This is a genomic window from Chthoniobacterales bacterium, from assembly GCA_035274845.1.
Taxonomy (GTDB): domain Bacteria; phylum Verrucomicrobiota; class Verrucomicrobiia; order Chthoniobacterales; family UBA10450; genus AV80.
On record DATENU010000021.1, the window covers coordinates 32,462 to 46,588 of the forward strand.

Sequence of the window (14,127 nt, forward strand, 5' to 3'; positions counted from 1 at the left end):
AATCGGGGGCCGCAATCCAGCATGAACGCCGTCGTTACTCAGGAGCTGCCCAAAACCGCGAAGATTCCGCGGACGATCGATTGGATCGCCGTGGCCATTTTCGGCCTGGTCTGGCTCGAGCTGGCTTCGCGGCTCCGTTTCGAGTGGTCGATCAATCCGCAATACGGCTACGGCTGGGCGGTTCCGCTGCTGGCGGCGTATGTTTTTTGGCGGCGCTGGGAAACCGCGCCGGCCCCATCGGCCCCGCGAGCCACGGTCCTCTTCGGGGCAATCATCATTTTCATGGCGTTGCTCCTGGCTCCGATCCGTCTCATCCAGGAGGCGAATCCGGACTGGCGTCTGCTCAGTTGGTCGATGGCGATTTGCGCCGCGATCATCTCCGCCGCCGGCGTGTATCTCGCGGGTGGAATGCGCTGGGTGCGGCACTTCGCTTTTCCCATTCTCTTCTTTTTTGTCGCAGTTCCGTGGCCGACCGGTCTCGAACAGCTGGTCATTCAGGGCCTGATGCGCGCCGACGCGCTCATCAATGTCGAATTCCTGAACGCGATCGGAACCCCGGCGGTGCAATTGGGCAACGTCATTGAAGTCGGCTCCGGCTTTGTCGGCATCGACGAAGCCTGCACCGGCATCCGCTCCTTGCAGGCGACCTTCATGGTCTCGCTGTTCCTGGGAGAATTTTACGATTTCTCGCCGCTGCGCCGCATCGCGCTGATCATCGCTGGCGCCTTCCTCGCTTTCTTCTGCAACCTCATCCGCACCTTTCTTCTTGTCTGGCTCGGCGCGGAGCGGGGGATCGGGGCGATCAAGAGCTGGCACGATCCGGCGGGCCACACGATTTTGATGATCTGTCTGCTCGGGCTTTGGGGCCTGACTTTTCTGCTGCGCGGGAAAACTCAGGTGCCCTCCGCGCCGGCGGCGTGGTCGAGCCCGGCCTTCCGGGTGTCGCGTGTCGTTCTAGTTTCGCTCCTTGTTCTCACCCTCTTCGCCGAAGCCGGCACCGAAATCTGGTATCGGGTCAACGAAGCCCGCATGGCCCAGCTTGCCCCATGGACGATCGCCTGGCCGACGCAAGCCACGAATTGGAAACAAGTCCCGGTCGCCGAGAGCGCCCAGGAACTCCTCCGTTACAATGAAGGGGGCGGTGGCGATTGGACCGGACCCGATGGCCATAATTGGAGCATGTATTTCTTCAAATGGCTCCCCGGCCGCACGGCTGGTTTGTTCATCAAGAACCATCGCCCGGATATTTGCCTGCCGGCGAGCGGAATGAAATTGCGCGGCTCGGTGGGAAACAAATTGCTGACCGTCAACGGCGTTCCCTTGCCGATCCGCTCTTACGCGTTCGAGAACGGCGGACGGCCGCTCCACGTTTTTTATTGCTATTGGGACGGCACGCCGCCGAATCCCGAGACGTTGAATGAGGAAAACTGGACCGCCTCCGGCCGGCTCGAAGCCGTGAAACGCGGAAAGCGCGACGTCGGAACCCAAATGCTGGAGATCGTCGCGTGGGGCTACAGCGACGAAACGAAAGCCGAGGAAGCCGCGGTGGAGCAACTGCGCCAGATCGTAAAGCCGGGCTAGCGCTGTAGCCACGCCGCTCGGTCGGCGTGCTGGGTCGGCCAATTTCGAAACTCGCCGTAACACAGCTCGCGCAGCGAGCGAGGCCGGGCTTTCCAATCCGAAGCTCGAAACAATTCCCAAATTCACGGCCGCCGAAATGTTTCAAACGGCAGCTCGCGCCGTTTCGATCATTCCTGCTTTTCGCTGATTCGAATTTGTTTCGAATTTCGTGCTTCGATATTCGATTTTGCCGCGACCGCGGCTACCGTTCTCCATGCTCCCCCGAGTTCTCCTCCCGCTATTTGTCTCGACGTTTTTCGTCCCGACACTCTTTGCTCAACCAAACCCGGCGCCTCAATCCGCCTCGTCCATCACCGCTACGTTTTGGAACGTGCAATGGTTCCCGGGCCGTCGTCCCAATGCTTCGCGCTGGGAAGAAGATCGCCAGGTCCGCGCCGTTCATCGCGATCTCACCTCGCTCAACTCAGACTTGGTCGCCCTCGAGGAAGTGCGCAATTTCGAGCAGGCGGCTCTCGCCGTGAAGCCGCTGCCCGGCTTCAAGGTCGATGTCTGCTCCAACTTCCCGGCTCGTGAAGGCCAGGTGGAAGCGCAACAGGTCGCCATCACGAGCCGGCTCCAGCCGCTCGCCGCCTGGGCGGAATCGTGGAAACCGCGAAGCGCGCTCCTGCCTCCCCGCGGTTTCGCGTTCGCCGCTTACCAAATCGCGCCGCGCCAGGTTCTCCTGGTTTATGCCCTTCACCTGAAAAGCAATCGCGGCGAGATCCACGAAGACATGCGCATTCGCGAAGAATCGATGCAGCAGCTCCTCGCTCACACCAAGGCGATGAAACAAGCCTATGAAAAACTTGGCGCGCTTACCTGGATGATCGGCGGCGATTTCAACACCGCGCCGGACGATCCTCGCTTCGGCCGGGAAAAAACAGTGCCCGCGTTGCTGGCGCAGGATTTCCGATGGGCTTGGGAAGGAATTCCGTTCAAGTCGCGGATCACCGTGCCTGCCGATGAGCGTTATCCCGCCGCGTCGTTCGACCAGATTTTCTATCGCGGCGCGACCCTGGCGAAGGCATGGCTCGTCAGCACTTCGCCGCAATCGAGCGATCATCGCGCCGTGAGCGTGGCACTAAATCCTGCGCCGTAACGTCGGTGGCTCAATCGGCGAATTCCGAAAATTCGAAATCCGAAGTTCGAAACAATTCCCAAAATTCAAAACCCCCGAAATGTTTCAAACGGCAGCTCGCCATTTCGATCATTCCCGCATTTCGCTGATTCGAATTTGTTTCGAATTTTGTGCTTCGATATTCGAATTTCCCCCGGACACGGCTACAGAAACGGCGGTTTCAAACCGCCGCTCCTTGATTGTTTAGCGCTTGCGTCCGCCCACCTCGGTCCGAGCGCCCGAAAACTTGGATGCTCCCCTCGAAACTTGACGGCTTTAAGCCGTCAAGATGTCTGCGCGCCGCGGAGAAAAAAATTCGTTAGCGCTACAACGAGGCGCTCTATAAAAACTTTCCCGGGTTCAGAATGCCGGCCGGATCGAGCGCCTGTTTGAGGGCGCGATGCGCTTCGCGCGCAACGTCGCTCGTCGCCTGGGGCCACCAGCGTTTTTTCGCGAGCCCGATTCCGTGTTCGCCCGTGATCACGCCGCCAAAGGCCAGGACTTGCGCGAACAATTCGTCGAGCGCGTGCTCTGCCTTCTCGCGGACGGCGGCTTCGCGGTTGTACCGGTCCGCCATGATATTGACGTGCATGTTGCCGTCGCCGGCATGGCCGAAGCAGGCGATCGGAAATCCGGAGCGCTTCGAAAGTGCTTCCGCAAATTCCACCAGATCCACCAGGCGGCTCCTGGGCACGACGATGTCCTGATTCAATTTCGTCAGTCCGGTGGCGCGAAGCGAATTGCTGAACGCCCGGCGCAACGCCCAAAGCCTTTCGCAATCCGGCTCCGTCGTGGCGATTTGCACCGCAGCCGGATTTGATTCGTCCACGAGCCCCCGCAGTTTTTCCATCTCAATCTGGACCGCCTCCGGTTGTCCATCGAGTTCGACGAGCAAGTGGGCATTACCGTCAGGCACCTCGCCCGCGTTCGCATCGCGCCGGGCGGCTTCGAGCGTGAAATGGTCGGCCAACTCGAGAGAGGAGGGGAGGAATCCCGCGGCAAAAATCCGCTGCACCGTTTGGGCCGCTTCCCGCATGCTGCCAAACGACGCCGATAACGTCGCGCGCGCCGGCGGCATCGGGAGCAGTTTGACGGTGATCTCGGTCACCACTCCCAGCATTCCTTCCGAACCGACGAACAATCCCACGAGATCGAAGCCGGTTTTGTTTTTGTGAACCCGTCCACCCGTGCGCAGGACTTCGCCACTCGCCAACACCACCTCGAGTCCGACCACGTAATTGCGGGTTACGCCGTATTTCAGACAACGCGGGCCGCCGGCATTCGTCGCCACGTTTCCCCCCATGCTGCAATCCTTTTTGCTCGCCGGATCCGGCGGGTAAAAGAGCTTCTGCTCCCGCGCCTTCGCTTGAAGATCCGCGGTAATGACTCCGGGCTCCACGACGGCGATCGCATCGGCAAAACTGAGGTCTTTGATCCGGTTCATCCGCGCCAGGGAGAGAGCAATCCCGCCCCGCACCGGCACGCATCCGCCGACGTAGCCGTAGCCAGACCCCCGCGCCGTCACCGGGATCCTATTCTCCGAGGCAAATTTGAGCAGCTTGCTCACCTGCTCCGTCGATTCAGCAAAGACGACTACTTCCGGCGCGTGGCTCGCGAACCACTTGTCGCCGCCGTGCGTTTCCAGGATCTCCGGCGCGTCGCTGACTGCATCCGCACCAAGCAGCTCTCGTAATTGCTCAGCAACCTCCATCACGCCCGCTTCTTCGTAATCGTGCTCGTCCTCGTCCTCCTCCTCGGTTGGGTTGGGGGTTCGATTACGAGCACGAGTAAGAGGAGGGAAAATCCCATCACATTCCCATGATCTGGTAGCCGCCATCGACGTAGATGACCTGCCCCGTGATCGAGGCCGCGCCGTCGCTGGCCAGAAAAACTCCCATCGCGCCCAGCTCAGCCGGCTCGCAACTGCGCTTCAGCGGCGCGTGCTCCTGGTAATGCTTCAGCATCGCCGAGAAACCGCTGATGCCGCGGGCCGCCAGGGTATTGACCGGCCCGGCCGAAATGCAATTCACTCGAATTTTCTTCGGGCCAAGATCGTAGGCGAGATAACGGGTGGAAGCTTCCAGGCTCGCCTTGGCCACGCCCATCACGTTGTAGTGCGGCACCACTTTCTCAGCCCCGTAATAGGTCATCGCCACCACGCTCCCGCCGTTGGTCATGAGCGGCGCCGCTTCCCGCGCCAGCGCCACCAGGGAATACGCACTGATGTCGTGGGCCGTCCGGAACGCCTCTCGCGTCGTGCTGAGAAAATCACCCTCGAGCGCCTCTTTCGGCGCGAACGCCACCGAGTGAAGCACGAGGTCCACATGATCCGTCTCGCCGCGGACCTTTTTGAAAAACTCGGCGATGTCTTCGTCCTTCGAGACGTCGCACGGCCAGAGCGGCGTCCCTTCCCCGAATTCGCCTACCAGCTCCTCGACATTTTCTTTCAGCCGTTCGCCCTGGTAATTGAAGATCAATTTCGCGCCGGCCGCGGCCCAGGCCTTCGCGATTGCCCACGCAATGCTCCGTTTGTTCGCCACGCCGAAAACGACACCGACCTTTCCCGCCAGAACTTGCTCAGCCATAACGCGTCACGATACGCACGTTTCGCACGCCGCAAAGCCGCCGCGATGCGCGCTTCCGGTTTTCGTCCGCCTCGCTATTATCCGCGGTGACCATGCGCAAAACTCTGTGACCAACATGACGCGCGACGAAATCCTGAGCGGGTTGAAAATGCTCGAGCCCTGGTTCCACCGGATCGATCTCGGCGGTGGAATTTTCACCAAAACCGAGAGCGTGATGGGCGAACCCGTCGATCACCCGCGCGAGTCCTGGGAAGTCATCCGGCAGTGTCTGCCCGCGGACCTGGCCGGAAAGAGCGTGCTGGATGTCGGTTCCAACGGCGGATTTTATTGCGTCGAAGCGAAACACCGCGGGGCCGGCCGCGTCCTTGGCGTGGATGGACAGCGGCAGCATGTGCGGCAGGCGCTTTTCGTCCGGAAAGTCCTGGGGCTCGACCTCGAGTTTCGCCGCTTTTCCGTTTACGATTTGCAGCCGGCGACGGTCGGCATCTTCGACATCACTCTCGCGCTCGGGCTCGTCTATCATCTGAAGCACCTCGTCCTCGCGCTGGAGCGGCTCTATGACGTGACGAATGAATTGCTCATCATCGAGACAGCCATCATTCCGCCCGAGCAAACGCCGCCCTCCTTCGTGCAGGCGCTGGGCGAAATCCGGCAGACGCTGCATCCGCTCGTTTATGCTGAGAATCCTCCGGAAGCGAAGGAGCAGGTTTACAACTGGTTCCTGCCGAGCCCCGACGCATTGCGCGCGCTGTTGCTGAATACGGGATTCGAAGAGGTGCGCGTGTTCAGCGTCGTTCGCGACCGCGCCGTTCTCGTTTGCCGCAAACGGGCCACCCGCAGCGCGCCGAACGTCCACGATTATGTCGCCGCACTTGCCTTCGCCGCTCCACCCCCGGTCACTGTGCCGGCGGGTGAAAGGGTGACGTTCAAGCTTCGGGCGACCAATGCCGGACATGCGCCCTGGCCGGCGGTCGGCGCGCCGGAGACGAAGGGAATCGTCCGTCTCGGCGCCCATCTGCTCGGCGCGGATGAAGAGGAAATAAACTGGGACGGCGGCCGCGCGATTCTTCCGCGGGACGTGGCCCCCGGTGAAACGGCTGAGCTCGAATTCGTTTTCCGCGCGCCGGCAAAACCGGGCGACTACATCATCGAGTTCGACATGGTCGCCGAACACGTCACCTGGTTCGAAGACTTCGGGCCGGGCGTGTTACGGCACCGGTTTACGGTCGGTTAACATAAACCAGATCAGACTCGGTTGCTGAGCAACGCCTTCAGGTTTGCGAAGGTAGGGTGCCTCTTAATTTTCCATATTACTTGGCCACGAATAGTTCGGAATGACACTGCTGCGCCAAAAAGATATTGCGCTCCGGTTTTGTTCGGGCGACGCTACGCCGAACTGATAAAGGGCTTTTGGGAGGTGTGCCCGAAACACCGAAATATCCGCCGTGTGAATCCTGCGGGTGCGACGCAATGCGTGGCAGCGGTGAAGACCTTTGAGCGGCGTGCCTTACGCACGTCACTCAAAATGAAACCAACACAAAAAACACAGTCTAATCCCGTATTAGGTGATTGTGCTTCGGGCGCACTTCATAGCAGTCCAGGAAAGGATCTTTCGATCCATTCCGGTGCTCGCGCGAAAACGAAGCATTCAAGTGAAAGGAGCGGCATAAACGCTCCGCAAGGTAAGTTCATCGTTTATTCGCAACTGGTCATCGCTAGTTTTATCGGATTAATGTTTATTGCGCACTCATTGAGCCTGCCGCAATTACCTTATTCCATCCTGGGTATTCAATTGTTTCTCTGTTTCATTTCGTTCCATCCACATCTTGCAAAAGATGTAGCTGGTTTCACATCGCGGCTTTTCCGCCATTGAGATTTCGGCTTTCACGTCGATAGCATTCTGGTTTCAGCGCCCATGTAAGATTTCGGCTTTCACGCCGATAGCATTCTGGTTTCAACGCCCACGCAAGATTTCGGCTTTCGCGCCGTCACTATTCTGGCTTCAACGCCAAGGTAAGATTTCGGCTTTCACGCCGTCACTATTCTGGCTTCAATGCCATGAAGGTTTCTTGAGTGCGCCCTTTTTACAAAGAAGAGGGCGCGCCGCTCAAAGGTTTTCACCACCAATTGTCTTGGCTGGCATTCTTGCCTTACCGAAAACTGTGGCGGCCCTTCCCGCCCACCTATTCACTATCCGCCTAGTCGCGCGCGATTACTTTTTGCCCTTCAGAGTCACAGAATATTGCGCGTTCTCCCAGCAAAACTTGAGGGATCCGCCGCCCGCCGGATTCGATTCAATCTTAATGGTGAACTGATCCACCGCTTTATCGGCGGCGTCCTTTTTCATGTCGACCCGCACGAGGTCCTGTGCCTCATCGTATTTCGTTCCCCATTGGCCGGTCTGCTTGTTGATGATCAGTTTCGCGCCCTTTTCATCCGGAAGTATGAACAGCGAATAGGTGCCCGCCGGGACCGCTGTGCCGCCGATGTCGAACGCCTGCTTCGTCGTCAGGAGAGTCGCCTCGTCCGCGCCGGCTCGCCAGACCTTGCCGAAAGGCACGAGCTCTCCCCAGATTTTGCGCGGCGCGCCGCTTTTTGGATCCTTGGTGTAGGGACGGCCATAAACAATCGTCACGTCGCTCCCATCAATCTGGCCGGTGATGGTTTCGTGGGGACTGACCCGCGGTTTTTCATCGGCCATTGCAGGCAAACCGACGGCGAGCGCAAAAAAAAGAAGCAGAAGAGGGCGGCTGAATGGTTTCATCTTTGGAACGTGCGCTGGCCTGGAGGCCCGCGCCAGTCAAAAAGCGCGCGCAACCCGGGCCGGGCACGCTATTCTTACGATCGAATGAAACCGGCTCTTTTTGCGGCTCTGCTCCTTATCAGTTCATCGGCCCTGGCCACTCCCGCCGGACTCGTGGCCGAAACGCACAACTGGCGGCTGAGTCATGAAGCCGAAATCCTCACGGAATTTGTCGAACTCCTTTCCATTCCGAATCTGGCCAGCGACGCGCCGAATATTCAGAGAAATGCCGAAGCCATTCGCGCGATGTGCGAGAAGCGCGGACTGACCGCAAAATTGCTGACGCTCGAGGGCGCTCCGCCGGTCGTCGTCGCCGAACTCACCGCGCCAAATGCCAAACGAACGGTGACGTTTTACGCCCATTACGACGGGCAACCGGTTGATCCATCGCAATGGAAGGGCGAACCTTGGAAGCCGGTGATGCGTGACGATGCCGGGACCGAGGTCGACTGGCGCACGGCGCAGTTCATCGACCCGAGATGGCGCCTCTTTGCCCGCTCCTCCGGTGACGACAAGGGCGCGATCGTCGCCATGCTCGCCGCGCTCGACGCCCTGCGCGGAATGGGCGTGAAGCCGGTCATCAATCTTCGCTTCTTTTTCGAAGGCGAAGAAGAAGCCGGTTCACCGCATCTCGCCGAATACCTGAAAAAATTTCCCGAAGTTTCGCGTCCTGACGCCTGGGTTTTTTGCGACGGGCCAGTGCATCAGAGCCGGCGCATGGAGCTGGTCTTCGGAGCCCGCGGCACGATCGGGCTCGAGCTCACCGTTTATGGGCCGATCAAGGCGCTGCACGACGGTCATTACGGAAACTGGGTCCCGAACCCGGTCGTGCGTCTCACCCACCTCATCGATTCGATGCGCGACGAGAACGGCCGGATTTCGATCAAGGGGTTTTACGACAATGTGCGTCCGCCCACCGCCGCCGAGAAGGAAGCTCTCGCGAAAATTCCCGATGTGGAAGCCGATCTTCGCCGCGAATTCCAGATCGCGAACACGGAAGGGGAGGGAAAGACGCTGAATGAATTGATCATGCAGCCCGCGCTGAACCTGCGCGGAATCGAAGCTGGCCACGTCGGTGGGCAGGCGGCCAATCAAATTCCGACTGAAGCGCGGGCCTCGATCGATTTTCGTCTCGTGCCCGATGAAACGCCCGAGTCGATCAAGGGACTCGTCGAACGCCATCTTACCGAGCAAGGCTACACGATCGTGCGCGACACACCCGACGCCGCGGCGCGGCAGAGCAAAGCAAAGCTGGTCAAGGTCGGGTGGGATTCCGGTTACCCGGCCTCACGGACTCCGCTCGATCTGCCGTTGTTCCGGGAGTTGGCCGACCTCATGTTCGCGGCCAAGCACGAGCCTGTTCTGCTGCCGACGTCCGGAGGCAGCTTGCCGATTCATCTTTTCGAAGAGGCGAGCAAGGCGCCGGTCATCGTTTTCCCCATCGCGAATCACGACAACAACCAGCACGCCGCGAACGAGAACATGCGTCTCCAGAATCTCTGGGACGGCATGGAAGTCTTCGCCGCATTCTTCGCCGAGCTCCGAGACGCGGTGCGGTAATCTTCTGGAGCCGCTTCGCTATGCGAAGCGTTTGGGTGTAGCGACGGCGCTCTGTCGCCGTACATTCGCGTCGAAGCTAATTCACGCATCCTTACGCCGACAGAGCGGCGTCGCTACAACAGATTAGCACGCGATGGCGTGCCGGCGGCAGACGCCGGAGAGCATTTCCCAGAGGGCATCGAGGACGCGATTCACGGCGGCCGAAACGGGGGCGGCGTTGTCGTTGTTCACGTACTCGGAAAGCATCTGGCGCTCGGCGGCGGAATGTTCGCGATCGGCCTCGACGTGGACGCTGAAGTATTCGTAATCGCGCGGGGTGGTGACGTTGTAGTTCTCGATCAAACCTTTGATCTTCGACTCAGAGACGGCCGGGATCTGGCTTTCGTAAGCGTAGAGGGCCGCGAGGCCTTCGGCGGTTTTGCCTTCGGAACAGGCGGAACGAAACGTCGCGATCAGGTTTTGCGTTTCTTCCCATTTCTCCGCCGATTGAGCATCGGCCTTCGACACGCCGAGGCATTCGGCGAATTGGAGCCAAAGCTCGGGATGGTTCGGCGAGCCGGCTTCTTCGTCCATCAGGTTATCGAGGAGCTGGCGGCGGGTCGGTTGATCGTCGCACTTCGCGTGGACCGCGGAGAGATAAGTCGGGAACGCCGCCACGTGGTGGTAATATTGGCGCGCGTAATCGGCCAGCGCGGCCCGGCTCAATTCGCCGCGGGTCCAGGCAAGATAAAAAGGGTGGGTGAGCAGATGTTTGGCGGCGATTTGGCCATCGATGGTGTCGAGATGTTTGTTCATTTGGGTTCTCCGGATGGGTTGTCTTAATCCCGGCTTTGGCGGACTGCGAACCTTTTTTTTGGACCGTTCGATTTTCCGCAGGCGCTTTGCCATTGCTACCCGCTGCTCCGCATGGAACGGTCTGCGGCTGTGTCCACGAGCATCTGGTTTTGGATTGCCTTCCACGTGGGCGTTTTCATCGCGCTCGCCGTCGATTTGATTAGTTTCAAACGGCGCGACCGCGAACTGAGCATGCGCGCGGCCAGTTTGCGCAGCCTGATCTGGGTCGTTCTCTCCCTCGGTTTCAATTACCTGGTCTGGAAATCCAAAGGGGACGAGGCGGGGCTCGATTTCCTCACCGGCTACATCATCGAGTATTCGCTCAGCGTTGATAACATTTTTGTTTTCGTCCTGATTTTTTCCTACTTCCGGGTCCCGCCCCAGTCGCAGCACCGGGTCCTGGTCTGGGGAATTCTCGGGGCGCTGGTCATGCGGGGAGTAATGATCTGGCTGGGCGTGACCCTGGTGGAGCGGTTCCATTTTGTTCTCTACATCTTCGGCGCCTTCCTCGTGCTCACCGGCGTGCGGATGCTCTTCGATCGCGACGCAAAGCTCGATTTCGAGAAAAATTTCTTCATGCGCTTGTGTCGCAAAATGCTGCCGATCACTCCGCAATTTCACGGTAACCATTTCACCGCGCGGATTGACGGGCGCCTCATGTTCACGCCGCTGCTCCTGGTTTTGATTCTGGTGGACGTGATGGACCTGGTCTTCGCGGTCGATTCGATCCCGGCCGTCTTCGCGATCACGACCGATCAGTTCATCGTCTACACTTCGAATATCTGCGCCATCCTGGGGCTGCGGTCGCTCTACTTTCTCCTCGCGCGCATGATCGACCGCTTCATTTATCTCAAGACCGGGCTCGCTCTCATTCTCGGATTCGTCGGGACAAAAATGATCCTGGCCCATCGCCTTCCGATCCCGAACTGGATTTCGCTAATCATCATCGTCCTCATCCTCGCCCTTACGATCACGATCTCGATGCTGGCGACTCGGAGGTTAAACCGGATGACGGACCGAAACTGAAGTTGCTTTCCGGGAGCGAAGTCGCTTAACTGGATTTACCCCCCTATGAACAAACTTTTCTCTACTGCTCTCGTCCTCGGGTTTGCGACCATCGCTTTTGCCGATATCCAGGATCCTCCTGCCAATCATTACGGTCCGACGCGAAAGCTCGGCCGCGGCATTTCGAACGTCGTGTTCGGGATCGCGGAGCTGCCCGCCACCATCTGCAAAATCAATGAGCGGGAAGGAAATTCGGCGGCCGCCGGCTACGGCGTCGTCCGCGGCTTGGGCCGAAGTTACCTGCGCTTCCACGCGGGACTCTTCGAGATCTTCAGCTTTCCCTTTCCGGTGAATCGCGGGAGTTACTACCCGATTCTTCGGCCTTCCATTCCTTACATCCAGGCCGGCTACGAAGAGTTCCCACCCGAACTCGGCAACGAATCGAAATATCCGTACGTCCGGATGTATTGAACTGTAGCCGCGTCCCTGTGGGACGCGTCGCTGCGGATGTACGGCGACAGCGCCGTCGTTACAACTCATTGCGTCGCCCACAGGGCGACGGCTACAGTTCCCGGTGCGCACCGTTGAAGTAAAAATCGAAGACGTCGGTTTTGGCGGCAAAGGCGTCGCGCGAACCGAAGGGAAGGCCCTCTTCATTCCTTTCACCATCGAAGGCGAGCGGGTCTCCGCGAAGATCACCCGCGAGAAGAAGCAATTCGCCGATGGTGAGCTGGTTGAATTGCTGGAGACGTCGCCGGAGCGGACGAAGCCAGAATGTCCGTACTTCGGCCGCTGCGGTGGATGCGCCTATCAGCACATGACGTACACGCACCAATTGAAAACCAAGGCGAAACAGGTCGAACAGGCGATGCGCCGAATCGGGAAATTGTCGGAGCCGCCGATGCAATCAATGGTCCCGTCGCCTCTGTCCTATGGCTATCGGAACCGGATCACGGTCCACGCTGAGAATGGCGTCGTCGGATTCTACCGACGCGATATTCATCGGCTGATGGATATCACGCATTGCCCGATCGCGATGCCGGAGGTCAATGAGGCCCTCGCCCAACTGCGCCGGAGCCGGGTGCGTGATGGCCATTACACCTTGCGTGCGCATTCCGGTCCGCGGGTTTTCGAACAGACAAATGACGCCGTGGCCGAGGCCCTGGCCGGACACATTGCCGGCCTGTTTGCCGGCGACGAGAAATTCCTGATCGACGCTTTCTGCGGCGCCGGATTTTTTGCGAAACGGTTCGCGCCGAAATTTGAGCGCGTAGTCGGAATCGACTGGGACCGCTTCGCGATCGAGGCGGCGCAAAAGGAGGCGAGCGCGAACGAAGCTTATGTGGCGGGCGACGTAACGACGGAATTGCGCTGGCTTTTGGAAAAGAGCGATCCCGCGCTGACGGCCCTCATCGTCGATCCTCCGGCGACCGGCCTTACCGCCGAAATTCGCCAGGCCATTCTCGATTCAACCCCGCGCACCATGATTTACGTCTCTTGCAATCCCCCGACGTTGGCCCGTGATCTCGCCGCACTGCAGGCATGCTTCTCCGTGAGCTCCATCACGCCCTTCGACATGTTCCCGCAGACCGCAGAGATCGAGATCCTCGTGCATCTCGAACTGGCGACCGCGTCGCATTTGGGTTAAATCGGCGAATTATCGCGCGTGCGCGCGGACTGCCATCGTCTCGCAATCGAGCATTAACGCCCAAGCCATTCCAGTAGGCGAAACGCAAAGCATCGCCTGCTGTTCGGGGTGGCGAATTGAAGAAGCTTGGGAACCTCCTCTGAGGCATCCCGTAGTCACTTTCATGGAGGAGCCAAGTCCGCAGAGAAGATTCGCGGTCCAAGCTGCGGCCAGAGTCAATGCTCTGGCAATTTCGCAGCGGCGTCCGCCAAATCAGGTAACACAGAAACAAATGCGGCCGAATCGCCGCAGCAACATAGAAAGATAACGTTTATGGCATTCAATAATGTCGGGTTCGGAACCATTGGTCCCGGACAAACACAAAGATGGTTTTACAGATTCGGAGGGGCTGACCATGGAGCTCAATACTGTATGGCCCATCCCCTAAATCCTGGAGGAAGCTTACAGGTCAATGACCAGACCAAAGAAAGGAGGAACGACGGCACGATCACATACTGGGTGACCATTAAGAACATCGGCGGTGTTACGACAAACTTTAGTTTGTCCGGAGGAGGCTTAACTTAGCAACCAGGAGCGCAAAATGAAAACAAGTATTATCGTTGATTCGGCGGGCAACTTGATTGGAATAGGCCATTCAACGCCTCTTTCAACCGAAGATAAAAAAAGCAATGTTCAAATGGAATCCGGCGTAATTGCTCAGCCCGGGCAGACGCTCCATGAGGTGGATGTACCGGAGGAGCTGCTTCGTCTTGAAGGGCCTCACCTCCTCAAGGGGCTCTTGGATCTAGAGCCTGTGAAGAAGTCACTAAGCACTTTAATCACAGCCGGCCAGGGGTAACAGCGCTAGCGGAAAGTGTCGTATGCGATGACTCAGGCATCTCTCTTCGGCTAAGTTAAGCCGGTCGAGCGACCTGCCCTCATCATATTCTTCCGCAGCGCTGCGATGTGAAAACGC

General features: G+C 58.9%; 13 protein-coding genes. 9 read left to right on the forward strand and 4 right to left on the reverse strand.

All coding sequences use genetic code 11. From position 1 onward, the window contains the following. Positions 1-21: 21 nt before the first annotated feature. Together VJU77_15355 and VJU77_15360 are read left to right on the forward strand one after the other, a co-directional pair. Positions 22-1,581, forward strand: a complete 1,560-nt coding sequence (locus tag VJU77_15355; GenBank protein HKP04729.1) for an exosortase/archaeosortase family protein — start codon at positions 22-24, stop codon at positions 1,579-1,581. A 253-nt stretch (positions 1,582-1,834) separates the two neighbouring features. Beyond that, complete coding sequence (locus VJU77_15360; GenBank protein HKP04730.1) at positions 1,835-2,719, forward strand: endonuclease/exonuclease/phosphatase family protein; 885 nt, start codon at positions 1,835-1,837, stop codon at positions 2,717-2,719. A gap of 358 nt (positions 2,720-3,077) precedes the next feature. Here the strand turns inward: VJU77_15360 and VJU77_15365 are convergent, their stop codons facing one another. Further along, positions 3,078-4,574: an FAD-linked oxidase C-terminal domain-containing protein gene (locus tag VJU77_15365; protein HKP04731.1), complete on the reverse strand. Its 1,497-nt coding sequence runs from the start codon at positions 4,572-4,574 to the stop codon at positions 3,078-3,080. Next, positions 4,546-5,322, reverse strand: coding sequence for an enoyl-ACP reductase (locus VJU77_15370; GenBank protein ID HKP04732.1), 777 nt, complete (start codon positions 5,320-5,322; stop codon positions 4,546-4,548). The genes VJU77_15365 and VJU77_15370 overlap by 29 nt, the downstream gene beginning before the upstream one ends. Before the next feature lie 115 nt (positions 5,323-5,437). Here VJU77_15370 and VJU77_15375 point away from each other — a divergent pair, with 115 nt between their 5' ends. Together VJU77_15375 and VJU77_15380 are read left to right on the forward strand one after the other, a co-directional pair. Then, complete coding sequence (locus VJU77_15375; GenBank protein HKP04733.1) at positions 5,438-6,556, forward strand: DUF1698 domain-containing protein; 1,119 nt, start codon at positions 5,438-5,440, stop codon at positions 6,554-6,556. A gap of 291 nt (positions 6,557-6,847) precedes the next feature. Then, on the forward strand, positions 6,848-7,195 hold the full coding sequence (locus VJU77_15380) for a hypothetical protein (GenBank protein ID HKP04734.1): 348 nt from the start codon (positions 6,848-6,850) through the stop codon (positions 7,193-7,195). A gap of 339 nt (positions 7,196-7,534) precedes the next feature. Here VJU77_15380 and VJU77_15385 read toward each other — a convergent pair whose 3' ends face one another. Then, a complete protein-coding gene (locus tag VJU77_15385) occupies positions 7,535-8,086 on the reverse strand; it encodes a DUF2911 domain-containing protein (protein ID HKP04735.1) in 552 nt (183 codons plus the stop codon). An 84-nt stretch (positions 8,087-8,170) separates the two neighbouring features. Here VJU77_15385 and VJU77_15390 point away from each other — a divergent pair, with 84 nt between their 5' ends. Beyond that, a complete protein-coding gene (locus tag VJU77_15390) occupies positions 8,171-9,685 on the forward strand; it encodes a M20/M25/M40 family metallo-hydrolase (protein HKP04736.1) in 1,515 nt (504 codons plus the stop codon). Between the two features lie 123 nt (positions 9,686-9,808). Here the strand turns inward: VJU77_15390 and VJU77_15395 are convergent, their stop codons facing one another. Continuing rightward, on the reverse strand, positions 9,809-10,480 hold the full coding sequence (locus VJU77_15395) for a CADD family putative folate metabolism protein (protein ID HKP04737.1): 672 nt from the start codon (positions 10,478-10,480) through the stop codon (positions 9,809-9,811). 111 nt (positions 10,481-10,591) lie between these two features. On the opposite strand from VJU77_15395, the gene VJU77_15400 reads away from it, so the two are divergent. From VJU77_15400 to VJU77_15415, 4 genes are all read left to right on the forward strand, one after another. Continuing rightward, positions 10,592-11,545 (forward strand): TerC family protein, encoded by a 954-nt coding sequence (locus VJU77_15400; GenBank protein ID HKP04738.1) that lies wholly within the window; start codon positions 10,592-10,594, stop codon positions 11,543-11,545. A gap of 45 nt (positions 11,546-11,590) precedes the next feature. Further along, positions 11,591-11,995 carry an exosortase system-associated protein, TIGR04073 family gene (locus tag VJU77_15405; protein ID HKP04739.1) on the forward strand — a complete coding sequence of 135 codons (405 nt, stop codon included), beginning with the start codon at positions 11,591-11,593 and terminating at the stop codon, positions 11,993-11,995. Positions 11,996-12,098: 103 nt separating this feature from the next. After that, complete coding sequence (locus tag VJU77_15410; protein ID HKP04740.1) at positions 12,099-13,172, forward strand: class I SAM-dependent RNA methyltransferase; 1,074 nt, start codon at positions 12,099-12,101, stop codon at positions 13,170-13,172. A 580-nt stretch (positions 13,173-13,752) separates the two neighbouring features. Beyond that, complete coding sequence (locus VJU77_15415) at positions 13,753-14,010, forward strand: hypothetical protein (protein HKP04741.1); 258 nt, start codon at positions 13,753-13,755, stop codon at positions 14,008-14,010. Positions 14,011-14,127: the final 117 nt, after the last annotated feature.